Here is a 20,961-nt window from a genome sequence, read left to right as displayed (position 1 = left end):
GTTCAGGGATGGTCCCCGTTCCTAGGGGGCGGCAATCTCCGAATTGCGCCGTCCCAGGGCGAGGATGATTCCCTCGTGACCCGGCCGCACCATGTGGTGCAGATCGTGGAGTTCCAGCTCGGAAGTAAAGGGCTCCAGGCTCTCGCGGACCCGGTCCTCGTTCACCCGGTAGGCCGGGTACCGGTGTTCGCCGACCTGGTAGCCGACCGACTCCTTCATGAACGCGGCGGCGAAGGGGGCCCCTTCGGTCAGCACGTCCATGAAACACCGTACGCCCCGCAGGAATTCGTCGGGGCACTCGGACATCGAGTCCGCTACGAAAAACATCGTCCCGATGTCCCAGCGCCGCTGTCCGTCGAGGTCGAGCAGGTTGGCCCGCTCCACGCGGACGATCTCACTGAACCGGGCCCTCGGTTCGACGGCGGCGTAGGCGGGGACCTCGCTCAGCTCGTTCCAGAACGCGTCCCAGGCCCCGTCATAGCCCGCGGGGGCCGTCTGCCGCTCCAGGTACTCCACGTTCGGCTGCGCGTACTCGAGCAGGATGATCTTCTCGCACCACGGGAGCATGGACAGGCCCGGATAGAGGTTCGCGCCGGCCCCGACGTCGACACCGCGCACCGCCCCCGGGACTCCCGGGACGCCCGCACCGAAGCAGCCGCTGAAGTAATCGCGCATCAACCGCACGATCAGCAGGTCGACTTCGAGCGGTGTGCGGTAGTTGAGGTCGACATACACCTCGGGATCGAAATGCGACCACGGCGCGTCGGCGTTGCGATCCATCATCACCCTGTCGTTTCCCATCAGTGTCGGACAAGACCCTGCGCCCTGTGCGCATGTCCTCGCGGACGCCGGCAGACGGAACAGCATCTGCCGGTATTCGCACGGTAAACCGACACGAAACACACAGAGAGCCGGGAATGAGACAGTCCCCAACGAACAGGAGCACGAAGGGCGCACGTCAGCACTTCGCCGACAAACCTGAACTCGCGCTTGCACGCAGTGAGTTGGACGCTCACTGTAGCGAGGTGAAACCGTCGGCCGCCACCGGGACGCCTACTTCCTTAGGGTGAACCGCGCCGGGGCCGCCGCGTTGACGCCCACACATCCCGAACGTCCCGACTGGGGGGTGGCATGACCGCCGAGCCGCTGGAGCACGCCCTGGACCGCCGTGGGTACCTCGGGGAACCGGACCCGTTCCCCGACCCCCGGCCCCTGGTCCTGCGGACGGCACAGGAATCCGACCTGCCCGAACTTCGACGGCTCGACGAGGCGGTCTTCCAGGAGGTCGCGTACCCCGCGTTCCTGTTCCGCCAGCTCTACGACATGTACGCCGAACACCTCCTGGTCCTCGACGACGGCGGGGGACGCCTGCGCGGCTACGTCCTGGCCGCGACCACCGCGCTCAGCCGGGAGAGCTGGATCCTCGGCCTGTGCGTGGCCGAGGAGCGCCGCCGCCACGGACTGGGCCGGGAGCTGATGGTGGCGGCCCTGGCACGGCTGCGCGACAGCGGCATCGAACAGGTCCGCCTGACGGTGGAGCCCGCCAACCGCGCGGCCGTCCTGCTCTACCGGTCCCTGGGCTTTCGTCCCGAGCAGCCCGAAGCCGGGCTGCGCCGGGACTACTTCGGCCCCGGCCAGGACCGGCTGATCATGCATCTCGGGCTCACCGGATTCCACTGAGCATTCCACTGAGCCGGGAGCCGGGCCGGCCCCGGGAGGGTCAGGACGGCGTCCGCGCCACCGTCAGCAGGCGGGTCACGTCACTCGCGCAGATGGTGAGGGCGGCGCCGACGGTGGACAGCGTGTCGCGTTCGGCGGGGGTGTAGGGGCCGTCGGCGAGGGCGATGCGGGCACCCTGGAGGAAGATCGTTTCGCGGCCCGGGGCGGCGAGGTGCGGGGCCAGCGGGTCCAGGGCCTCGTGCAGTTCGATGGCGAGGCCCGCCGCGCAGGGCTCATCGGTGAAGCGGCCGGTGTCGGCGGCCAGCGCCTCGACGAGGGCCGCCAGCTGGTCCTGGGTGCAGTCGTCGAAGCCGGCCGCGCGGACGGCGGACACGGCGGCCTCCAGGGGGGCGCGCGCACTGGTGCCGCCCGCGGCCAGCACCGCGAGGGCGACGGTGTGCACGGCGTCGCGGAGCATCGCGGAGAAGCGGGTGGTGGTGGGGTGGTCCAGGACGTCGGTGCCGAAGTGGCTGCGGCAGGCGGCGCATTCGACGACCGGACCGGTCGTGCCACGGGGCAGCAGGGGCACGCCGAGGAGGGCGAAGCGACGCTGTCCGGTCAGCCGCTGGTAGTTGCGGTCGCCGCCGCAGCCGGGGCAGAAGAACTCACCGTCGCCCACTGCCGTCCAGGCGGTCCGGTTGCCCAGCAGGCGCGAAAGTCTGGTGACAGCGCCATGGCCGTCGGGTCCCCGTCCTGGCAGCACGTCGCACCTCCGCATCGCCCCGGCTTCATCGCCGTGCCCCGTGATGTTAGCCACATCAGTGAGGCTGAGTCAGCACCTCGGACGAGACCTTTCCGTGACCTCCACCGGATGTGGCCGGTAACCGACGGGGCCCCGCCCGCCGGAAGTGGCGAGCGGGGCCGTCGAACCCCTCGAAGCGGCTGTTCAGCGGGCCGCCCGGTTGACGGCCGAGACAACCGCCTTCAGTGAGGCGCGGGTGGTGTTCGCGTCGATTCCGATGCCCCACAGAACCTTGTCGCCGACGGCGCACTCGATGTACGAGGCGGCCTGCGCGGAGGCGCCCTCGCTCATCGTGTGCTCCTGGTAGTCGAGCAGGCGTACGTCGACTCCGACGGACTGCAGGGCCTCGAAGAACGCGGAGATCGGTCCGTTGCCGCTGCCGGTCAGCACGGTGTCGACGCCGTCGACGGCGGCCTCGACGGTGAGTGTGTCGACGCCGTCCCGGTCGGTGGTGGACTGGCCGTTGTTGACCTGGATACGGCCCCAGGGGTTGTCCGGGTTGGGCAGGTACTCGTCCTGGAACACCGTCCAGATGTCGGCCGGGGTGACCTCGCCGCCCTCGGCGTCCGTCTTCGCCTGGATGATCTTCGAGAACTCGATCTGCATCCGGCGGGGCAGGTCCAGCTTGTGGTCGTTCTTCAGGACGTAGGCGATACCGCCCTTGCCGGACTGCGAGTTGACGCGGATGACGGCCTCGTAGGAGCGGCCGACGTCCTTGGGGTCGATGGGCAGGTACGGCACCGCCCACTCGAGGTCGTCGACGGTGACGCCCTTGGTCTTCGCGTCGGCCTCCATGGCGTCGAAGCCCTTCTTGATGGCGTCCTGGTGGGAGCCGGAGAAGGACGTGTAGACCAGGTCGCCCACGTACGGGTGGCGCGGGTGGACGTCCATCTGGTTGCAGTACTCCCACGTACGACGGATCTCGTCGATGTCGGAGAAGTCGATCTGCGGGTCGACGCCCTGGGAGAACAGGTTCATGCCCAGGGTGACCAGGTCGACGTTGCCGGTGCGCTCGCCCTGCCCGAACAGACAGCCCTCGACGCGGTCGGCGCCGGCCATCAGGGACAGTTCGGCGGCGGCCACGGCCGTGCCGCGGTCGTTGTGCGGGTGGATGGACAGGCAGACGTGCTCGCGGCGGGACAGGTTGCGGCCCATCCACTCGAAGCGGTCGGCGTGCGTGGACGGCGTGGAACGCTCCACCGTGGCCGGCAGGTTCAGGATGATCTCGCGGCCCGGACCCGGCTGGTAGACGTCCATCACCGCCTCGCAGACCTCCAGCGCGAAGTCCAGCTCGGTGTCGGTGAAGATCTCGGGGCTGTACTGGTAGCCGAAGTGCGTCTCGGGGCCCAGCAGCTTCTCCGCGTACTCCACGACCAGACGGGTGCCGTCGACGGCGATCTGCTTGATCTCGTCCTTGGAACCGCGGAAGACGACCCGGCGGAAGACCGGCGCGGTCGCGTTGTACAGGTGCACGGTGGCGCGGTGGGCGCCCTTCAGGGACTCGACCGTCCGCTCGATCAGGTCCTCGCGGGCCTGGGTCAGGACGGAGATCGTGACGTCCTCGGGAATGGCGTCCGGGTCCTCGATGATGGAGCGCACGAAGTCGAAGTCGGTCTGGCCGGAGGCCGGGAAGCCGACCTCGATCTCCTTGTAGCCCATCGCGACCAGCAGGTCGAACATGGCCCGCTTGCGGGTGGGCGACATGGGGTCGATCAGGGCCTGGTTGCCGTCGCGCAGGTCCGTGGAGAGCCAGCGGGGGGCGGTGGTGATCCGCTTCTGGGGCCAGGTGCGGTCAGGGATGTCGACCTGCTCGTAGCGGCCGTACTTGTGGATCGGCATGGAACTGGGCTGCTGGCGGTTCGCCATGGTGCGTGGGCTCCTCGATGGTCCGCGGTCATCCGGTGGGATCCGGAAGGGACGGCCGACGGCGCAGCGCCAAACTCCGCGGGGAGGGGGTCGGCCTCGACTACAGGCCCTCGCCGCGGCAGCTAAGGAGGAGCAGCCCGAAACGCATGATGCTGCGCAGCTTAACCGAGACGCGCTCCCACGCGAGGGTCCGTATCAGTATGCGGGATCAGAGGGAGGAAGGGGACAAAAAGTGCCGTATACCACTCAGGCGCGTCCCCATGCAGGGATTGACAGCACATTTCACCCATCACGCATAAGGATGTGGTCGCTGATAGTGACATTTGAGTGACGCAGTGCGATGGTGCGGGACATGACGACCAACGGGGGCTCCGAGCCCGTCTTCTGCACCATCGTCCCGCCGCACGTCCTGGACCGGCTCGCGCAGGCCGACGACCCCGCCCTCTCCGGCCCCGCCCGCCGCACCCTCCAGCGCGACGCCTACGAGCGCACCCAGCGCCGTCTGACCACGGTGGTCGGCGCCCCGGCCGTCGCGCCCCTCGCCGGGGCCGAGGCGGGCAAGCCGCACCGGACGATCCACGACGCCCGCCACCGCACCTCGCTGCCGGGGGCGAAGGTCCGAGGGGAGGGCGGGAAGCCCGGCAAGGACGCCACCGTCAACCGCGCCTACGCGGGCCTCGGCGCCACCTTCGAGCTGTTTCTCAAGGCCTTCTCCCGCGACTCGATCGACGGCTCGGGCCTGCCGCTGGTCGCGACCGTGCACTACGACCGCGACTACAACAACGCCTTCTGGAACGGCGAGCAGATGGTGTTCGGCGACGGGGACGGGGAGATCTTCCTCGACTTCACGATCCCCATCGACGTCATCGGCCACGAACTCGCGCACGGCGTCACGCAGTACACCGCCAACCTGGCCTACTTCGGCCAGTCCGGCGCGCTCAACGAGTCGGTGTCGGACGTCTTCGGCGCCCTCATCAAGCAGTACTCGCTGGACCAGTCCGCCGCCGACGCCGACTGGCTGATCGGCGCCGGACTGCTCGCCCCGCGGGTGACGGGGGTGGCGCTGCGCTCGATGAAGGAACCGGGCACCGCGTACGACGACGACGTCCTCGGCAAGGACCCGCAGCCCGCCACGATGGACGACTACGTCCACACCGGCCGGGACAACGGCGGCGTCCACATCAACTCCGGCATCCCCAACCACGCCTTCTACCTGGCGGCCACCACCCTGGGCGGGAATGCCTGGGAGCGGGCGGGGCAGGTCTGGTACGACGTGCTGACCGGCGGCGAGCTGGTGGAGGACGCGCAGTTCACGGACTTCGCGACGCTGACGGTGAAGGCGGCACGGGAGCGGTTCGGTGAGGGCGAGGAGCTGCTGGCGGTGTCGAAGGCGTGGGAGCGGGTGGGGGTACCGACGCTGTGACGCCGGCAGGGGCCGGAGTGGCGCCGGGGCGGGTCGGAGTGGCGTCGGGGTGGGCCGCGGGCCCGTTCTCGTACTAGACAGGGACCATGCGAATTCAGGTGCGGCGTACGGGCGGCTTCGCGGGAATCGAGCGGCAGGCCGAGGTGGACACCTCGGGCCGGGCCGACGCCGTCGAGTGGCACGCCCTCGCCGAACGGGCCGTCACCGCCGGCCGGGGCACACCTTTGGCGGGGGTCCCGGACGGCTTCAGCTACCGGATCACGGTGGACGGGAGGTCGGTGTACTGCGCCGACCCCCGGCTGACCGAGGAACAGCGCACACTGATCAGCAGAGTGCTCAAGGAGGGTGCGTAACCACCGCTGCGTGCAAGGACGTTGACTTGCCCGGCCGCCGGTGCGGATGATCCACCCCATGGCGACGACGAACCCGATCCCCCGCTTCCCGGACGGCTTCCTGTGGGGCGTGTCGACCTCGGCGCACCAGATCGAGGGCGCGGTGGACGCACGCGAACCGTCCGTGTGGGACGTGTTCACGGCCGAGCCGGGCCGGGTGCGGGACGGTTCGACGGCGGTGGTGGCCTGCGACCACGTGCACCGGTACCGCGAGGACGTGGCGCTCCTGTCCGGCCTGGGCGTGGATGCGTACCGCTTCTCCGTCTCCTGGCCCCGGGTCCGTGCGCGGGGCGGACTGGACTTCTACGACCGTTTGGTCGATGAGCTGTGCGCCGTGGGCGTACGGCCGGTGCCGACGCTGTTCCACTGGGATCTGCCGGCCGGTCTGGACTGGCTGGATCGGAGCACCGCGGAGCGGTTCGCGGAGTACGTGTCCGAGGTCGCCGGACGTCTCGGCGACCGCGTGGAGCGCTGGATCACCCTCAACGAGCCCGCCGAACACACCTTGCTGGGCCATGCGCTGGGCGTCCACGCACCCGGACGGGAACTGCTCTTCGACGCGTTGCCGGTGGCGCACCACCAGCTCCTGGCGCACGGGCTGGCGGTACGCGCCCTGCGCGCCGCCGGCGCCGGTGACATCGGCATCGCCAACTCCCACGGCCCGACCTGGCCGGCCTCCCCCGACCCGGCGGACGTGGCGGCGGCGGACTTCTACGACACGCTCCTGAACCGCCTGTTCGCCGACCCCGTACTGCTCGGCCGCTACCCGGACGGCCTCGGCGACCTGATGCCGGGTGACGTCGAGGCGGACCTGAGGATCATCGCGGAACCGATCGACCGGTACGGCGTCAACTACTACGCGCCGACCCGGGTGGGCGCCCCGCAGGGCACGGAGATCGACTTCGGCGGCGTCCGGATGCCGGCCGACCTTCCCTTCTCCGTCCGGGAGATCGAGGGATACCCGGTGACGGACTTCGGCTGGCCGGTGGTCCCCGAGGCCCTGACCGAACTCCTCACCACCTTCCACGCCCGCTACGGCGACCGGCTCCCCCCGGTCGTCATCACCGAGAACGGCTGCTCCTACGAGGGCGTCGACGACCAAGCCCGCATCGCCTACCTCGACGGCCACATCCGTGCCCTGCACCGGGCGCTGGAGGCGGGCGTGGACGTACGCGGCTACTTCGTGTGGTCCCTGATGGACAACTTCGAGTGGGCCGAAGGCTTCGCCCGCCGCTTCGGCCTGGTCCACGTGGACTTCGAGACCCGGCGGCGCACACCGAAGTCGTCCTACGGCTGGCTGCGGGAGACGCTGCGCGAGCAGCACCGGCACCGGAGCCCGTCCGTAACCTGATTCCGTCCCGGTCCCCGGCCCCGCGCCCGGTGTGGCGTCAGAACCCCGGGCGGCGCAGCTGCTTCGGATCCCGCTGCCAGTCCTCGGCCACCTTGACGTGCAGGTCGAGACCGCATCAACATGCGGCTACCGCCGCGCGGCAGGAGCCCCGAACACCCACCCCGCGTCAGAACCCCAGCTTCCGCAACTGCTTCGGATCCCGCTGCCAGTCCTTGGCCACCTTGACGTGCAGGTCGAGGAAGACGGGTGTGCCGAGCAGTGCCTCGATCTGCTGGCGCGACTTGATACCGACGTCCTTCAGGCGCTTGCCCTTGGGGCCGATGACGATGCCCTTCTGGCTGGTGCGCTCGATGTAGAGGTTGGCGTGGATGTCGAGGAGGGGCTTGTCGGCGGGGCGGTCCTCGCGGGGCAGCATCTCCTCCACGACCACGGCGATGGAGTGCGGCAGTTCGTCGCGGACGCCTTCCAGGGCGGCCTCGCGGATCAGCTCGGCCACCATGACCATCTCGGGTTCGTCGGTCAGGTCGCCCTCGGGGTAGAGGGCGGGACCCTCGGGCATCAGCGGGACAAGGAGGTCGGCCAGCAGGTCGACCTGCTGGTTCGCGGTCGCCGACACCGGGACGATCTCCGCCCAGGCGATCCCGAGCTCCTTGCCGAGCAGGTCGACGGCGATCAGCTGCTCGGCGAGCGCCTTGCCGTCCACCAGATCGGTCTTGGTGACGATGGCGACCTTCGGGGTCTTCTTGATCCCGGCCAGTTCCTTGGCGATGAAGCGGTCGCCGGGGCCGAGCTTCTGGTCCGCGGGAATGCAGAAGCCGATCGCGTCGACCTCGGCCCAGGTGGTGCGGACCACGTCGTTCAGCCGCTCGCCGAGCAGCGTGCGCGGCTTGTGCAGGCCGGGGGTGTCGACGAGGATCAGCTGCGCCTCGGGGCGGTGGACGATACCGCGCACGGTGTGCCGGGTCGTCTGCGGCCGGTTGGAGGTGATCGCCACCTTCTGCCCGACCAGAGCGTTCGTGAGGGTGGACTTGCCCGCGTTGGGGCGGCCCACGAAGCAGGCGAAGCCGGCCCGGTGGTCTGCTTCGGCGGGCTGCTCGGATGACTGGGTACGAACACTCATGCCGCCCATTCTCCCTGATCCCCGGAGCCCCGCCGTACCACCCGCCCGCGCCGGGTCCAGGGGGCCGGGCACCCCGTGAGATGCCCGGCCCGGGGGACGGCGGGATCAAGCGGCGATCGAGCCGTGGCCGTCCAGGCCTCGAGTGGGGGGCGAGGCCTGGATCAGTCGAAGACGAACGGGCCCGGGGACTGCGGGCCCTGCGCCGTGCACGTGATGGTGATGAAGCCGAACGCGGTCACCTTCAGCTTGCCGCCGAACGCCTCCAGGCTGTCGCCGGACGCCACGGTCGCGGAGAGCGGGCCGACCTCGAGGGCGTCCCCGGTCGCCATGGCCGGGTTCTTGGTGCCCTTGAAGAGAGTGGTGCCGCCGCCGGCCTTGACCAGGGTGAGCTCCGAGACGAGCGAGTCCCGGCTGATCGCGAGGGGCGCGGTGACCGCGGAGGTGTTGATGGTGATGGTGGCGGACGTGCCGCTCTGGGTGGCCGTGAGGGTGGCGTCGCCACCGCCCCAGCTTCCGCAGTCGGCGTTGACGGTCGCCGTCCCGGGGGCGACGGCGGCGGCGGAGGGGGCGAAGGCGAGCCCGCAGGCCGCCACGGCGGCGACCAGGGACGCGCCGGTGCCGATTCGTGTGCCTCTCATGGAGTCCGGTTCCCTTTCCGTGGGGGGAAACGCCCGGCAGGGAGAGCGGTCCTCACGCTGCGCGGGACAGGGGACCGACGGACCGCGCCTGACGGTCCGTCGGGAACAACGGTTCCATTGATGCGCGGGAGGCAGGGGGTGACAAGGTGGAATTCCAGCCTATTTACCGCCGGTAACACCCGAGGAGGGCCGAGGGCGGGGGCGGGTTCTTCGAGGCCCCCGGGGTCACCCCGCGCTCGACGTCTCCCGCACCGTTCCGTCCGGGGCGGCCAGGAGCACCGGGGTCCCGGGGCCGCCGAGGTCCCGTACCGCCGCACGGTCCGTGTCCGGCACCGAACCGGCGTCCGTCACCACGGCCGCCGCTTCCAGCGACTTCGCCCCGGACGCCACCGCCATCGCCACCGCCGTCTGCAGGGCGGTCAGCTTCAGGGAGTCCAGGGCCACGGTCCCGGCGACATAGGTCCGGCCGTTCTCGTCCCGTACGGCGGCCCCCTCGGGCACACCGTTGCGGGCCCGCGCGGAACGGGCCAGGGTGACGATCTTGAGGTCCTCGGGGTCGAGCGCGCTGCTGTCGGTCATGGCCCCGAGCATACGGAGCGCGGGCCCGGAGACCTGCCTCAGGGCCGCTCACGGCGCCGCGCCACGGGGCCGCGCCGCCTCAGCGTCTCAGCGGCCTCACGGCCGGTCGAGGCGGAGGCGTTCGGCGCGCGGCAGGCCGGCGACGACCAGGTCGTAGGAGTCCTCGACCAGCTCCCGGACCAGTCGGCCCGGGAGGCCGCCGTCGACGGTCACCGTGTTCCAGTGTCTTTTGTTCATGTGCCAGCCGGGGACGATCAGCCCGGGGTGCCCGGCGCGGAGCCGGATCGCGTCGTCCGGATCGCACTTGAGGTTGGCCTTCAGGGGCCGCGCGTCCAGGTTCGTCAGGGCGAAGAGCTTGCCCCCGACCTTGAAGACCGAGGTCTCCGGGTTGAACGGGAAGTCCTCCACGGCCGCGTTGAAGGAGAGGCAGAGGGCCCGCAGTTGTGCCGGGGTCATGCCGACGGCTCCCCTGCCCGCTCGCCCCTCTCCCGCGCCTCTTCCTCCTCGTCCCGGGACGGGTCGGTCGACTCCCCCGGGTCTTCGGGCCCGACCGGCTCCACCAGCACGGTGACGATCTTGTTCCGGCGGCCGGCCGCCGCCTCCGCGGTCAGCCGCAGCCGGCGCTCGTCGGGGAGGTCGACCACCGCGGACGCGCCCGCGATCGGCACCCGGCCGAGCCGCTTGGCGAGCAGGCCGCCGACGGTCTCCACGTCCTCGTCGTCGTACTCCTCCAGGCCGTACAGCTCGCCGAGGTCGGTGATGTCGAGGCGGGAGGTGACCCGGTAGCGGTCCTCGTCCAGTTCCTCCACCGGCGCGATCTCACGGTCGTACTCGTCGGTGATCTCACCGACGATCTCCTCGAGGATGTCCTCGATGGTGACGATGCCGGCGGTGCCGCCGTACTCGTCGATGACGACGGCGACGTGGTTGTGTTCCTTCTGCATCTCGCGCAGCAGGTCACCGGCGTTCTTGGTGTCGGGCACGAAGTACGCGGGCCGCATCGCCGTGGACACCAGTTCGCTCTCCGCGTCCCGGTTGATGTGCGTCTTGCGGGCCAGGTCCTTCAGATACACGATGCCGACGACGTCGTCCTCGTTCTCGCCGGTCACCGGCATCCGGGAGAAGCCGGAGCGCAGGGCGAGGGTGAGGGTCTGCCGGATGGTCTTGTAGCGCTCGATCACCACCAGGTCCGTACGCGGGACCATGACCTCGCGGACCAGGGTGTCGCCCAGTTCGAAGACGGAGTGCACCATGCGGCGCTCCTCCTCCTCGATCAGGGACTCCTGCTCGGCGAGGTCGACCAGCGCGCGCAGTTCCGCCTCCGAGGCGAAGGGGCCGCGCCTGAAGCCCTTGCCGGGGGTGAGCGCGTTGCCGATGAGGATCAGCAGACTCGGGATCGGGCCCATGATCCGGGCGAGCGGCAGCAGGACGTACGCCGCGGCCGTGGCCGTGTTCATGGGGTGCTGGCGGCCGATGGTGCGCGGCGAGACGCCGACGGCGACGTAGGAGACGAGGACCATGACCGCGATGGCGATCAGCAGGGCCTCGGCGGTGCCGTTGAACTGGCGCAGGCAGGCGTAGGTGACCAGCGCGGCGGCGGCCATCTCGCAGCCGACGCGGACCAGCAGCGCCACATTGAGGTAGCGGGTGGGGTCGGCTGCGATCCTGGCCAGCCGTGCGCTGCCCCGGCGGTCGGAGCGCACGGCCTCCTCGGCCCGGAAGGTGGAGATCCGGGCGATGCCCGCCTCCGCGCAGGCGAACAGCCAGGCGACGACGACCAGGGCGATCGCGCCGAGGACGAATTGTGGGCTCATGACACGGTCGGGGCGGGGGACGGGCCGCTGATGCCCTTCTCCTCGCGCCAGCCGTCGACGATGGCGGCCTGGAGGCCGAACATCTCGGCCTTCTCGTCGGGCTCCTCGTGGTCGAAGCCCAGCAGGTGCAGCACACCGTGGACGGTGAGCAGCTGGAGCTCCTCGTCCATGGTGTGCTGCGTCGGCGCCTCGGCGCCCTGTCTGGCGGCGACCTCGGGGCACAGCACGATGTCGCCGAGCAGCCCCTGCGGGGGCTCGGCCTCGTCCTTCGTGGGCGGCCGCAGCTCGTCCATCGGGAACGACATGACGTCCGTCGGCCCCGGCAGGTCCATCCACTGGATGTGGAGTTCTTCCATGGCGGCGGCGTCCACCACGATCACCGAGAGCTCGGAGAGCGGGTGGATGCGCATCCGCGCGAGCGCGTAGCGGGCGATGTCGAGGACCGCCTGCTCGTCGACCTCGGTTCCGGACTCGTTGTTGACGTCGATCGACATCTGCTGCTCGGTCTACTTCCCCTTGTGCCCGGACCTGCCCCGGCCGCTCTGGTGCGTGCCGTTCTCGGTGCCGTGCTCGCTGTCGTACTGCTCGTACGCGTCGACGATACGGCCCACCAGCCGGTGGCGTACGACGTCCTGCGACGACAGCCGGGAGAAGTGGACGTCCTCGAGACCCTCCAGGATGTCCTGCACCTGCCGCAGCCCGGACTTGGTGCCGCTCGGCAGGTCGACCTGGGTGACGTCACCCGTGATGACGATCTTCGAGTCGAACCCGAGCCGGGTGAGGAACATCTTCATCTGCTCGGCGCTGGTGTTCTGCGCCTCGTCCAGGATGATGAAGGCGTCGTTCAGCGTGTTGTGCGTCAGCAGGTAGTCCTGCGTGACGTACAGCGAGTCCTCGGCCGCCACCTGGATGCAGACGGTTTCCTCCCTGCCCGCGGGCTCGATGCTGTCGATGAACCGCATCGGGCGTCCGCCGCCTCCGGCCACATGGTACTTGTCACGCTTGCGGGCGAGGCGGAAGGGCTCGATGCCTTCGGGGAGGCGGATGTCGATGACGTGGGCGTCGGAGCGATACTCGACGTCCCTGCCCCGGGCGAGACCGGGCTTGCGGCCCTCAGCCGCCCGGCGACGGGTGTAAGCCACGCCGCCCAGCGACTGAACGAGCGCCATCACATCGTCCCGAAGCAGGATCGACGTCGTCGTGTACTGGACACGGCAGGTGCGCGCCTCCTGCGTGACCGGACCGCCGTCGGAGTCGAGCAGCCCTTGGAGTACGGCCAGTCGGACTTCTGCGGAGTTGAACAGGTATTCCTCCGGGACGAACTTGGTGTTCGACCGTGTGCGCAGCAGATCGAGTTCTCGCAGGACCCGGGTGACCGGATTCTCCAAGGTGATCACATCGCCAGGGGACTTGATCCTGTTGAAGACGTAGTCGGGTCCGCCCCGATGCCGCAGCGCGACACCGGGCAGGGCGGCTTCCAACGCTGCCGCCAACTCCGGATCATCGGTCGCGAAGGACGGTGTGGTGGAGCCCGTCAGACACCCGTCGCCGAGCAGCAGGCCAAGCGCGTACGGATCCATGGGAAGCGCACGCTCAGGAAGCTGCACAGGCGCTGTGAGCAGCGGCAGTTCATACCGACGAGCGTGGGCTGCACGCAGGTTGCCGATCATCTCCTGGGTTTCCAGGACTCGCCACGGCTTGTTACGGCGTACGTCGGAGCGAGTCCGGACCGTCCACAGATGCTCGCCGCAGCACAGGGTCCAGGAACCGTCCTGGGCCGTGACGCGGTAGATGTCCTTCTCGCCTTGCGGATAGACGCCCAACACCGGGGTCGGCTCGCCGTTCGAACCGACGACGAGGTCACCGACCTGGAGGCCGCCGATAGGCCGCCACCCGTCAGGGGTGAGGACCTTCGTGAAAACCGGTTGCGCCCTTCCCCGCATGTATGCGAGTGGCGCGACCTCGATCGTGCCCGCCGCCATCAGGCGGGGGATGGAGTCGGGGTCGAGCATGTCGTGCAGGGCGTCGTAGAGCGGGCGCAGGTACGGGTCGATCTTCTCGTAGAGGGTGCCGGGCAGGAAGCCCAGGCGCTCTCCGGCCTCGACCGCGGGGCGGGTCAGGATGATGCGGTTGACCTGCTTGGACTGCAGGGCCTGCACCGCCTTGGCCATGGCGAGATAGGTCTTGCCGGTACCGGCGGGGCCTATGCCGAAGACGATGGTGTGCTTGTCGATCGCGTCCACATAACGCTTCTGGTTGAGCGTCTTGGGGCGGATCGTGCGGCCCCGCGAGGACAGGATGTTCTGGGTGAGCACCTGGGCCGGGGTCTCCTGGCCGTCGCTCTCCCCGTTCTCGCTCGCCTTCAGCATCGCGATCGAGCGTTCCACCGCATCCTCCGTCATCGGCTGCCCGGTGCGGAGCACCAGCATCATCTCGTCGAACATGCGCGAGACGAGGGCTACTTCCGTGGCATCGCCGACCGCGCTGATCTCATTGCCCCGGACGTGGATGTCGGCCCCCGGGAAGGCCTTCTCGATCACGCGGAGCAGGGAGTCGCCCGACCCCAGCAGGGTCACCATGGGGTGCTTGGCCGGGACGGTGAGCTGTACTCTCGCCTGCTCCTGCGCGGGGGTGCGAGCTGTGGGTGTCTGAGTCATGGGCCGGCGCTGAAGGCCTGCGATTCCTCCTCGTCAGGGCCGCGCAGCTGAGGGCGGCCTCGCGACTCCCAGGGTACGACGCGGGAGTGACAACCCCGTAGGCCTTTTCACAGCGGGGTGGTTGCGGGCCGGCGCGAGAGGAGTGAGGGAGGGGATTCCGGGGGGTGGCGGCCGGTGGAGGGGGCTCGGCGGCGGAACGGCTGCCGCGAGCGGTTTCGTGGGCGGGCCGGTGGCCGCGGGAGGCGGGCGTGAATGATCGTCGTGGGAGACCGGCCACACACGCGAGGAAGACCGGTGGGAGGACGGCCGGTCCTCTCCGACGGCGGGGCTGCGTCGACGGCGGAGCTGACCGACGGCGGCCCTGACCGGCCCGGTCCTGCGTCGGCGGCCGGAACGTGCGGCTTCCCCGGCTCGGAGACCGGGGGCCCGGGGCGAGGTCCGCCTCCGCTCAACCGCGAGGTACCGACTGTGGGAGTGCCGGCTGTGGGAGTTCCGGCTGTAACAGAACCTCGGCCGGTCAGGCCGACCGGCCGAAGCCGATCGTCGGGACCGCCCGGCGCAGGGGCCAGGGGCGGATCAGGTCGTCGGGGACCAGGTCCGCCAGGAACGCGTACCGTCTCAGGGCGGCCGGGTCCTGGCCCTGCAGGGACTGGACCTCGCGCCACCAGGCGGCGATCTCCGACCAGCCGGGGGCCGACAGGGAGCCGCCGAACTCCTGGACGGAGAGGGCCGCGGTCAGGCCGGCGAAGGCAAGGCGGTCGGCGAGCGGCCAGCCGGCCAGACTGCCGGTGACGAAGCCGGCGACGAAGACGTCTCCGGCGCCGGTCGGGTCGAGCGCCTCGACGGCGATGGCGGGCACCTCGGCGCTCTCACCGGTGCGCCGGTCCACGGCGTACGCCCCGTCCGCGCCGAGGGTGACGACGGCGACGGGCACATGCTCGGTGAGGGCGTGCGCGGCGGCGCGGGGGCTCTCGGTGCCGGTGTAGCGCATGGCCTCCTCGGCGTTGGGCAGGAAGGCCTCGCAGTACCGCAGGTCGGGCAGCGCGGCCAGGTCCCAGGCGCCGGTGTCGTCCCAGCCGACGTCGCCGAAGAAGCGGGTGCCCTGCGCGGCGGCGCGGGCGATCCAGGCGTCGCTGCGGCCCGGGGTGAGGGAGGCGACGGCGCCGCGCGCGCGGGGCGGGCAGAGCGGCAGGGCGGCGCCGGGAGGGAGCCGCTTGCGGGCGGTGGGGTCCGACGGGTGGGAGGGCTGTTCCGGGGGCGGTTCGTGGCCGTGGGAGATCATCGTGCGCTCCCCCTCGTACGCCATCGAGACGGTGACCGGGGAGTGCCATCCGGGCACGGTGCGCGACGGGGAGAGGTCGATGGCCTCGCCCTGCTCCAGGGCGTCCCAGCAGTACTCCCCGTAGTGGTCGTCGCCGAAGGCGGCCGCGAGGGAGGTGCGTAGGCCGAGGCGGGCCAGGGCGGTGGCCATGTTGGCGACGCCGCCGGGGCTCGACCCCATCCCGCGCGCCCAGGACTCGGTCCCGCGCACCGGGGCGGAGTCGAGTCCGGTGAAGATGATGTCGAGGAAGACCGTGCCGGTGAGGTAGACGTCCCAGGGCGGGTCCTCGGGTGTGCGCAGCGCGGCGAGCGGGTCGGTCTGGGGCTGACAGTGCGCCCCCGCCGGGAGGCCGCCGTGGCCGATGACGCCCTGAGCGGCGCTGTCGGTGGTTCCCTCTCCGGCTGATGTGGTGGACGCCTTCACGATGCGCTCCCTGGCCTGGTGCGGTTCCGGCCAGTGTGCACCACGCCACCGACAACGCACCGCCCGTCACGCCGGAGCCGCTCCCCGCTCCCGGATCCGGTGTGCCGCCGGGCCTCTCACCATCGGGGCACCGCCGGGGGGAGCCAGTCGGGGTCGGCGATCCGCATGGCCGCCGCGTCGTCGCGGTCGCGGAGCGCGCCGTCGTCCTCCAGCCACCGCCGGTGCAGCGCGGCGAGCCGGTCGCGGTCGAGGGTGACGCCGAGGCCGGGCGCGTCGGACACCCGCACGGCGCCGTCCTCGAAGGTGAGGCGTTCGGTGAGGACGTCCTCGGACTGCCACGGGTAGTGGGAGTCGCAGGCGTGGTGCAGGCCCGGGACGGTGGACGCGACATGCGTCATCGCGGCGAGGCTGATCCCGAGGTGGGTGTTGGAGTGCATGGAGATGCCCACCCCGAAGGTGCGGCAGACGGCGGCGAGGTGCAGGGTGTTGCGCAGTCCGCCCCAGTAGTGGTGGTCGGAGAGGACGACCTGGACGGCGTCCGTGGTGAACGCCTCCTTGATCTCGGCGAACGTCGTCACGCACATGTTGGTCGCCAGCGGCACGCCGGTGCGGGCGGCGACCTCGGCCATGGCGGGGGTGCCGAGCGTCGGGTCCTCCAGGTACTCCAGGATGCCGCCGACCGCCTCGGCCACCTCGACCGAGGTCTCGACGGACCAGGCACCGTTGGGGTCGAGCCGCAGCGGGTGGCCGGGGAAGGCCTCGGCGAGGGCGCGGACGGCGGCGATCTCCTCCTCGGGCGGGAAGACCCCGCCCTTGAGCTTGAAGGAGCCGAAGCCGTACCGCTCCTTGAAGGCGCGGGCCTGTGCGACGACGCCGGCCGGGTCCAGGGCGGCACCCCAGTCGTCCTTCTCGGCCGGGACGCCGTCGGGGTGGTCGGCCCACTTGTAGAAGAGGTACGCGCTGTACTCCACGGTGTCGCGGAGCTTGCCGCCGAGCAGTGCGTGCACGGGCAGGCCGAGGGTCTTGCCGAGGGCGTCGAGGCAGGCGACCTCGAAGGCGGAGGCGATGGACAGCCGCAGCTTGTCGGCGGTCTGTACGCCGCGCAGTCCGCCGACGTCGACGGCGTTGTCGACCCGGGCGGCCGCGACGGCGACCTCGTCCAGGAGCCCGAACAACTCGTTCACATCCGTGACCTTGCGGCCCTTGAGCTGCTCGGCGAAGGGGTGGGCCAGTTCCAGGTACTTGGTGTCGCCGTAGGTCTCCCCCACGCCGGTGGTCCCGTCCGCCGTGACGATCTCGACGATCAGCCGGGGCGTGTACGGCTGGTGGACGCCCTGCGTGTTCAGCAGCGGCGGGTCGGCGATCAGGATCGGGGTGAGCCGCACCTCGGTGATGGTCAGGTCGCGGGCGGTCGGCACGGCGGGCACGGTCTGCGCGGTCACAGGGCGACTCCTACGAGGTCCAGGCCAACGGTGAGCAGGGCCTTGAGGTCGGTGAGGTCGGCGGGCGAGGGGTCGGTGAGCGGGGCGCGTACGGGGCCCACGGGGCGTCCGCGGAGCCGGGCCGCCGCCTTCACCAGCGACACGGCGTACCCGGGAGTGCGGTCACGGAGTTCGACGAAGGGGACGTAGAAGTCGCGCAGCAGGGTGTCGACGGTGCCGTGGTCGCCGTCGCGCAGGGCGGTGAAGCAGGCGTCGGCGATCTCCGGGGCGAAGGCGTGGACGGCGGAGGAGTAGGCCGGGATGCCGATGGCGGCGTAGGAGCGGGCCTGGATCTCGGCGGTGGAGGCTCCGTTGAAGAAGAGGAAGTCCTCCGGGGCGGCGAGCGTGAGGCGTTGCAGCCGGTCGAGGTCGCTGTGGCCGTCCTTGAGGCCGACGACGTTCTCGACGGCGGCGATGCGCCGGAGCGAGCCGGGGCTGTACGCGACCTGGCCGCGCTGGTAGGCGATGAGCGGGAGCCGGGTGCGGGCGGCGATGTGTTCGAGCTGGGCGACGAGGCCGTCCTGGGGGACGTCGACGAGGTAGTGCGGCAGGACGAGGAGCGCGTCGGCGCCGGCCTCCTCGGCGATGCGCGCGAACCGGACGGCCTGCGCCCAGCCGTATCCGATCCCGGCGACGACCGGCGCCCCGCCCGCCGCCTCTTCGACGGTGAGGGCGACGACCTGCCGGTACTCGTCCTCGTCCAGGGAGAAGAACTCGCCGGTGCCGCAGGCGGGGAAGAGGGCGCCGGGGGCGGCGGCGAGCTGACGGGCGAGATAGGCGCGCTGCCCGTCGAGGTCGAGGGTGCCGTCGTCCTGGAAGGCGGTCAGCGGGAACGACAGCACACCGCCCGCCATCGCGTCCCTCAGCCGCCGCACCACGGCCGCGGTGTCCGACGCCCTGTCCGTCTCCGTGTCCGGCACCGTCTCCTCGGCCTTTCCCCCGTCCGCCTCCGTTCCTGCCTCCGTGTCCGTTCCTGCTCCCGTTTCTGCCTCCGCCTCCGTGTCCGTACCGGTGCCGCTGCCCGTGCCCGTATCGAGACTCACCCGCGTCATCTCCCCATAGGGACGCCATCCATGTATGAGAACAGAGGTTAGATAGGCGAACAGGGGCCGTCAATGGGCAGGCGGCAACCGGTCCCGGACCGTCAGCCGGCGGCCTGCGCGGTGACGCTCCTGATCGCCTCGACGGCGACCTCGGGCTCGTCGAGGTAGATGTGGTGCCCGCTGTTCTTGGCGGTGCTCAGTTCACTGTTGCCGGACAGCGCCGGCCACGCCTTCTGACCCTTGGTCCAGTCCTCCTCGAGGCCCTCCCCGTACTCGGGCAGCATGGCCGCGAGGTACGGCTGCCCGTGCTGGATCACCTGCACCGGGATGTCTCCGGCGGAACGGACCTCCCCGTCCTCGAAGACGAGCTGCTCCGGGTTCTGCCCCTCGTACGTCGCGAGGATCTGGGCTCGCATGTCGCCGGCCGGGCCGGTGGCGGACTCGGGGATCCGTTTCTCGAGGTCGGTACCGGCGGAGGGCGAGGTGGCGTCCAGCAGGACCAGGCCCTTGACCTTGTCCTGGTGGTCGGGGGCGTACCTGGCGGCGATCAGCCCGCCCAACGAGTGTCCCGCCAGGACGACCGGACCGCCCCCGGCGGTCTTTTCGATCACCCCGGTCAGGGTCTTTCCGACGGCGTCGAGGTCCTGGGGGCCGGCCGGCCGGTCGCTGGCACCCGCACCGATCCGGTCGTAGGAGCAGACCCGGCCGTCGGCGCTCAGCGTCTTCTGCAGGGCGGCCATCTTGGTCAGGTCGTCGCCCGCGCCGTGCAGCAGGACGACGGTCGGCCGGTCCTCGACCTGCTTGCCGGAGCAGGACACGTTCACCGACCGGTCTCCGACGGTGATCTTCTTGGTCCCGGTGAGCAGGTCCTTGCCGGACTCCTTGCCGGACTCCTTGGCGGAAGCGTCCGCGGCCGGGGTCGGGTCCACGCCCGGCACCCCGTCCTCGCAGCCGGCGAGCCCCGCACCGGCCACGGCGCACAGCGCGATCGCGGCGAGCATCCGGGGGGTGTTGCGAGCCATGATGTTCCTCCAGCAGGACGATTTAGCGTAGGAAAGCGTGCTGTACAGGGCACGACGGAAACCGGCGTCACAGGGGTCGGGATGTCGGGCGGCCTGTCGGCCGGCTCCGCGTGTGTCGCCCCGCTCGGCGACAACACAAAGACTATGGACGGCCGTTGCGGCGATCGATGGGCCTGTGACCCTTGTACATAGGGGTGTTGGCACCACCATCAATGCGTGCGCCGGGTGCACCGGACGGTGGAAACACGGCACAACGGACAGCCGCCCGGCTGAACGACCGGACGGCTGACGGTTCTACGGCTACGGCTCTACAGCTCTACAGCTCTGCCAGGGGCTACGGGGCTACGGGGCTACGGGGCTACGGGGCTACGGGGCTACGGGAAGGCGTACGCCTCCACCTCGGCGAGGTATCGGCTCCGCCGGTCCTCGTCGTCGTCCAGGAAGGCGGCGAGGAAGGAGTTGCGGGCCAGTTCGCGCAGCCGCTCCGGGCCGAGGCCGAGGGTGTCGCGCACCGCGTCGAAGTTGTCGCCGGCGTAGCCGCCGAAGTAGGCCGGGTCGTCGGAGTTCACCGTGCACAGCAGGCCGGCGTCGAGCATCGCGGGCAGCGGGTGGTCGGCGAGAGTGTCCACGGCGCGCAGCCGGACGTTCGACAGCGGGCACAGGGTCAGCGGGATCCGGTCCCGCACCAGCCGCGCCACCAGCTCCGGGTCCTCCACGCAGCGCAGCCCGTGGTCGACCCGTTCGACGCCGAGGACGTCCAGCGCCTCGGTGATGTACTCCGGCGGCCCCTCCTCACCGGCGTGCGCCACGCGCCGCAGCCCGAGCGCGGCGGCCGCCTCGTACACCTCGCGGAACTTCGCCGGCGGATGGCCGACCTCGGCCGAGTCCAGGCCGACACCGGTGATCCGGTCCAGGTGGGGCTTCGCCGCGTCCAGGGTCGCCAGAGCCGACTCGGCGGACTCGTCCCGCAGGAAGCACATGATCAGCCGGGTCGAGACCCCGTGCTTCTCCTCACTGCGACCCAGCGCCCGCCACAGCCCCTCGACCACCGTGCCCATGCCGACGCCGCGCGCCGTGTGCGCCTGCGGATCGAAGAAGATCTCCGCGTGCCGTACGCCCTGCGCCGCGGCGCGGGCCAGGTAGGCGTCGGCGAGGTCCTCGAAGTCCCGCTCGGTGCGCAGCACGGTCATGAGCTCGTAGTACAGGTTCAGGAACGACTGGAGGTCCTGGAACCGGTACGCCTCGCGCAGGGCATCAGTGTCGGCGTAGGGCAGGTCGACGCCGTTGCGGGCGGCGAGGGCGAAGGCGAGCTCGGGTTCGAGGGTGCCTTCGATGTGAAGGTGCAGTTCGGCTTTCGGTACGGGCATCGA

At 70.7% G+C, this 20,961-nt stretch carries 19 protein-coding genes; 4 read left to right on the top strand and 15 right to left on the bottom strand.

Features of this window, described 5'->3' with window-relative positions:
- Nucleotides 1-21 precede the first annotated feature (21 nt).
- Nucleotides 22-783: an SCO2525 family SAM-dependent methyltransferase gene (locus ACFYQA_RS18440; protein ID WP_388918536.1), complete on the bottom strand. Its 762-nt coding sequence runs from the start codon at nucleotides 781-783 to the stop codon at nucleotides 22-24.
- Nucleotides 784-1,131: 348 nt separating this feature from the next.
- Here ACFYQA_RS18440 and ACFYQA_RS18435 point away from each other — a divergent pair, with 348 nt between their 5' ends.
- The gene (locus ACFYQA_RS18435; RefSeq protein ID WP_388918533.1) at nucleotides 1,132-1,680 is read left to right on the top strand and encodes a GNAT family N-acetyltransferase; all 549 of its coding nucleotides are present in this window, start codon (nucleotides 1,132-1,134) and stop codon (nucleotides 1,678-1,680) included.
- A 40-nt stretch (nucleotides 1,681-1,720) separates the two neighbouring features.
- Here the strand turns inward: ACFYQA_RS18435 and ACFYQA_RS18430 are convergent, their stop codons facing one another.
- Nucleotides 1,721-2,422 (bottom strand): TerB family tellurite resistance protein, encoded by a 702-nt coding sequence (locus ACFYQA_RS18430; protein WP_388918530.1) that lies wholly within the window; start codon nucleotides 2,420-2,422, stop codon nucleotides 1,721-1,723.
- Between the two features lie 183 nt (nucleotides 2,423-2,605).
- The gene (leuA, locus tag ACFYQA_RS18425; RefSeq protein WP_388918527.1) at nucleotides 2,606-4,327 is read right to left on the bottom strand and encodes a 2-isopropylmalate synthase; all 1,722 of its coding nucleotides are present in this window, start codon (nucleotides 4,325-4,327) and stop codon (nucleotides 2,606-2,608) included.
- 352 nt (nucleotides 4,328-4,679) lie between these two features.
- On the opposite strand from leuA, the gene ACFYQA_RS18420 reads away from it, so the two are divergent.
- From ACFYQA_RS18420 to ACFYQA_RS18410, 3 genes are all read left to right on the top strand, one after another.
- Nucleotides 4,680-5,750: a M4 family metallopeptidase gene (locus ACFYQA_RS18420; protein WP_388918524.1), complete on the top strand. Its 1,071-nt coding sequence runs from the start codon at nucleotides 4,680-4,682 to the stop codon at nucleotides 5,748-5,750.
- Nucleotides 5,751-5,836: 86 nt separating this feature from the next.
- Nucleotides 5,837-6,103: a protealysin inhibitor emfourin gene (locus ACFYQA_RS18415; RefSeq protein ID WP_388918521.1), complete on the top strand. Its 267-nt coding sequence runs from the start codon at nucleotides 5,837-5,839 to the stop codon at nucleotides 6,101-6,103.
- 58 nt (nucleotides 6,104-6,161) lie between these two features.
- Nucleotides 6,162-7,493 (top strand): GH1 family beta-glucosidase, encoded by a 1,332-nt coding sequence (locus tag ACFYQA_RS18410; protein ID WP_388918518.1) that lies wholly within the window; start codon nucleotides 6,162-6,164, stop codon nucleotides 7,491-7,493.
- A gap of 166 nt (nucleotides 7,494-7,659) precedes the next feature.
- On the opposite strand, the gene era is transcribed toward ACFYQA_RS18410, so the two are convergent.
- From era to ACFYQA_RS18350, 12 genes are all read right to left on the bottom strand, one after another.
- On the bottom strand, nucleotides 7,660-8,613 hold the full coding sequence (gene era / locus ACFYQA_RS18405; RefSeq protein WP_388918515.1) for a GTPase Era: 954 nt from the start codon (nucleotides 8,611-8,613) through the stop codon (nucleotides 7,660-7,662).
- Between the two features lie 161 nt (nucleotides 8,614-8,774).
- Nucleotides 8,775-9,251 carry a hypothetical protein gene (locus tag ACFYQA_RS18400; RefSeq protein ID WP_388918512.1) on the bottom strand — a complete coding sequence of 159 codons (477 nt, stop codon included), beginning with the start codon at nucleotides 9,249-9,251 and terminating at the stop codon, nucleotides 8,775-8,777.
- Between the two features lie 225 nt (nucleotides 9,252-9,476).
- Entirely contained in the window at nucleotides 9,477-9,830 is a 354-nt protein-coding gene (locus ACFYQA_RS18395; protein ID WP_388918510.1) for a cytidine deaminase, read from the bottom strand.
- Nucleotides 9,831-9,926: 96 nt separating this feature from the next.
- Nucleotides 9,927-10,286, bottom strand: a complete 360-nt coding sequence (locus ACFYQA_RS18390) for an MmcQ/YjbR family DNA-binding protein (RefSeq protein ID WP_388918507.1) — start codon at nucleotides 10,284-10,286, stop codon at nucleotides 9,927-9,929.
- Nucleotides 10,283-11,644 (bottom strand): hemolysin family protein, encoded by a 1,362-nt coding sequence (locus ACFYQA_RS18385; RefSeq protein ID WP_388918504.1) that lies wholly within the window; start codon nucleotides 11,642-11,644, stop codon nucleotides 10,283-10,285. The genes ACFYQA_RS18390 and ACFYQA_RS18385 overlap by 4 nt, the downstream gene beginning before the upstream one ends.
- Entirely contained in the window at nucleotides 11,641-12,138 is a 498-nt protein-coding gene (gene ybeY, locus ACFYQA_RS18380; RefSeq protein ID WP_388918501.1) for an rRNA maturation RNase YbeY, read from the bottom strand. The genes ACFYQA_RS18385 and ybeY overlap by 4 nt, the downstream gene beginning before the upstream one ends.
- 12 nt (nucleotides 12,139-12,150) lie before the next feature.
- The gene (locus ACFYQA_RS18375; protein WP_388918497.1) at nucleotides 12,151-14,301 is read right to left on the bottom strand and encodes a PhoH family protein; all 2,151 of its coding nucleotides are present in this window, start codon (nucleotides 14,299-14,301) and stop codon (nucleotides 12,151-12,153) included.
- A 517-nt stretch (nucleotides 14,302-14,818) separates the two neighbouring features.
- Entirely contained in the window at nucleotides 14,819-15,985 is a 1,167-nt protein-coding gene (locus ACFYQA_RS18370) for a carbohydrate kinase family protein (protein WP_388918730.1), read from the bottom strand.
- A gap of 176 nt (nucleotides 15,986-16,161) precedes the next feature.
- Nucleotides 16,162-17,463 carry a glucarate dehydratase family protein gene (locus ACFYQA_RS18365; protein ID WP_388918727.1) on the bottom strand — a complete coding sequence of 434 codons (1,302 nt, stop codon included), beginning with the start codon at nucleotides 17,461-17,463 and terminating at the stop codon, nucleotides 16,162-16,164.
- 20 nt (nucleotides 17,464-17,483) lie between these two features.
- Nucleotides 17,484-18,380, bottom strand: coding sequence for a 5-dehydro-4-deoxyglucarate dehydratase (locus ACFYQA_RS18360; RefSeq protein WP_388918724.1), 897 nt, complete (start codon nucleotides 18,378-18,380; stop codon nucleotides 17,484-17,486).
- 290 nt (nucleotides 18,381-18,670) lie between these two features.
- The gene (locus ACFYQA_RS18355) at nucleotides 18,671-19,591 is read right to left on the bottom strand and encodes an alpha/beta fold hydrolase (protein WP_388918494.1); all 921 of its coding nucleotides are present in this window, start codon (nucleotides 19,589-19,591) and stop codon (nucleotides 18,671-18,673) included.
- A gap of 374 nt (nucleotides 19,592-19,965) precedes the next feature.
- On the bottom strand, nucleotides 19,966-20,958 hold the full coding sequence (locus tag ACFYQA_RS18350) for an adenosine deaminase (protein ID WP_388918491.1): 993 nt from the start codon (nucleotides 20,956-20,958) through the stop codon (nucleotides 19,966-19,968).
- Nucleotides 20,959-20,961: the final 3 nt, after the last annotated feature.

The sequence above is a fragment of the Streptomyces sp. NPDC005774 genome (assembly GCF_042871645.1).
Taxonomy (GTDB): domain Bacteria; phylum Actinomycetota; class Actinomycetes; order Streptomycetales; family Streptomycetaceae; genus Streptomyces; species Streptomyces pratens.
The sequence above is the reverse complement of the archived record's forward strand: the minus strand, read 5'-3'. Positions and strand labels throughout refer to the sequence as shown.

Excerpts from the sequence above, each read along its gene's own strand:
- ACFYQA_RS18420 (WP_388918524.1), top strand. The coding sequence starts at position 4,680 with ATGACGACCAACGGGGGCTCCGAGCCCGTCTTCTGCACCATCGTCCCG.
- ACFYQA_RS18355 (WP_388918494.1), bottom strand. The coding sequence starts at position 19,591 with ATGGCTCGCAACACCCCCCGGATGCTCGCCGCGATCGCGCTGTGCGCC.
- ACFYQA_RS18390 (WP_388918507.1), bottom strand. The coding sequence starts at position 10,286 with ATGACCCCGGCACAACTGCGGGCCCTCTGCCTCTCCTTCAACGCGGCC.
- ACFYQA_RS18435 (WP_388918533.1), top strand. The coding sequence starts at position 1,132 with ATGACCGCCGAGCCGCTGGAGCACGCCCTGGACCGCCGTGGGTACCTC.
- ACFYQA_RS18385 (WP_388918504.1), bottom strand. The coding sequence starts at position 11,644 with ATGAGCCCACAATTCGTCCTCGGCGCGATCGCCCTGGTCGTCGTCGCC.
- ybeY (WP_388918501.1), bottom strand. The coding sequence starts at position 12,138 with ATGTCGATCGACGTCAACAACGAGTCCGGAACCGAGGTCGACGAGCAG.
- era (WP_388918515.1), bottom strand. The coding sequence starts at position 8,613 with ATGAGTGTTCGTACCCAGTCATCCGAGCAGCCCGCCGAAGCAGACCAC.
- ACFYQA_RS18395 (WP_388918510.1), bottom strand. The coding sequence starts at position 9,830 with ATGACCGACAGCAGCGCGCTCGACCCCGAGGACCTCAAGATCGTCACC.
- ACFYQA_RS18440 (WP_388918536.1), bottom strand. The coding sequence starts at position 783 with ATGATGGATCGCAACGCCGACGCGCCGTGGTCGCATTTCGATCCCGAG.
- ACFYQA_RS18375 (WP_388918497.1), bottom strand. The coding sequence starts at position 14,301 with ATGACTCAGACACCCACAGCTCGCACCCCCGCGCAGGAGCAGGCGAGA.
- ACFYQA_RS18350 (WP_388918491.1), bottom strand. The coding sequence starts at position 20,958 with ATGCCCGTACCGAAAGCCGAACTGCACCTTCACATCGAAGGCACCCTC.
- leuA (WP_388918527.1), bottom strand. The coding sequence starts at position 4,327 with ATGGCGAACCGCCAGCAGCCCAGTTCCATGCCGATCCACAAGTACGGC.
- ACFYQA_RS18410 (WP_388918518.1), top strand. The coding sequence starts at position 6,162 with ATGGCGACGACGAACCCGATCCCCCGCTTCCCGGACGGCTTCCTGTGG.
- ACFYQA_RS18415 (WP_388918521.1), top strand. The coding sequence starts at position 5,837 with ATGCGAATTCAGGTGCGGCGTACGGGCGGCTTCGCGGGAATCGAGCGG.
- ACFYQA_RS18400 (WP_388918512.1), bottom strand. The coding sequence starts at position 9,251 with ATGAGAGGCACACGAATCGGCACCGGCGCGTCCCTGGTCGCCGCCGTG.
- ACFYQA_RS18360 (WP_388918724.1), bottom strand. The coding sequence starts at position 18,380 with ATGGCGGGCGGTGTGCTGTCGTTCCCGCTGACCGCCTTCCAGGACGAC.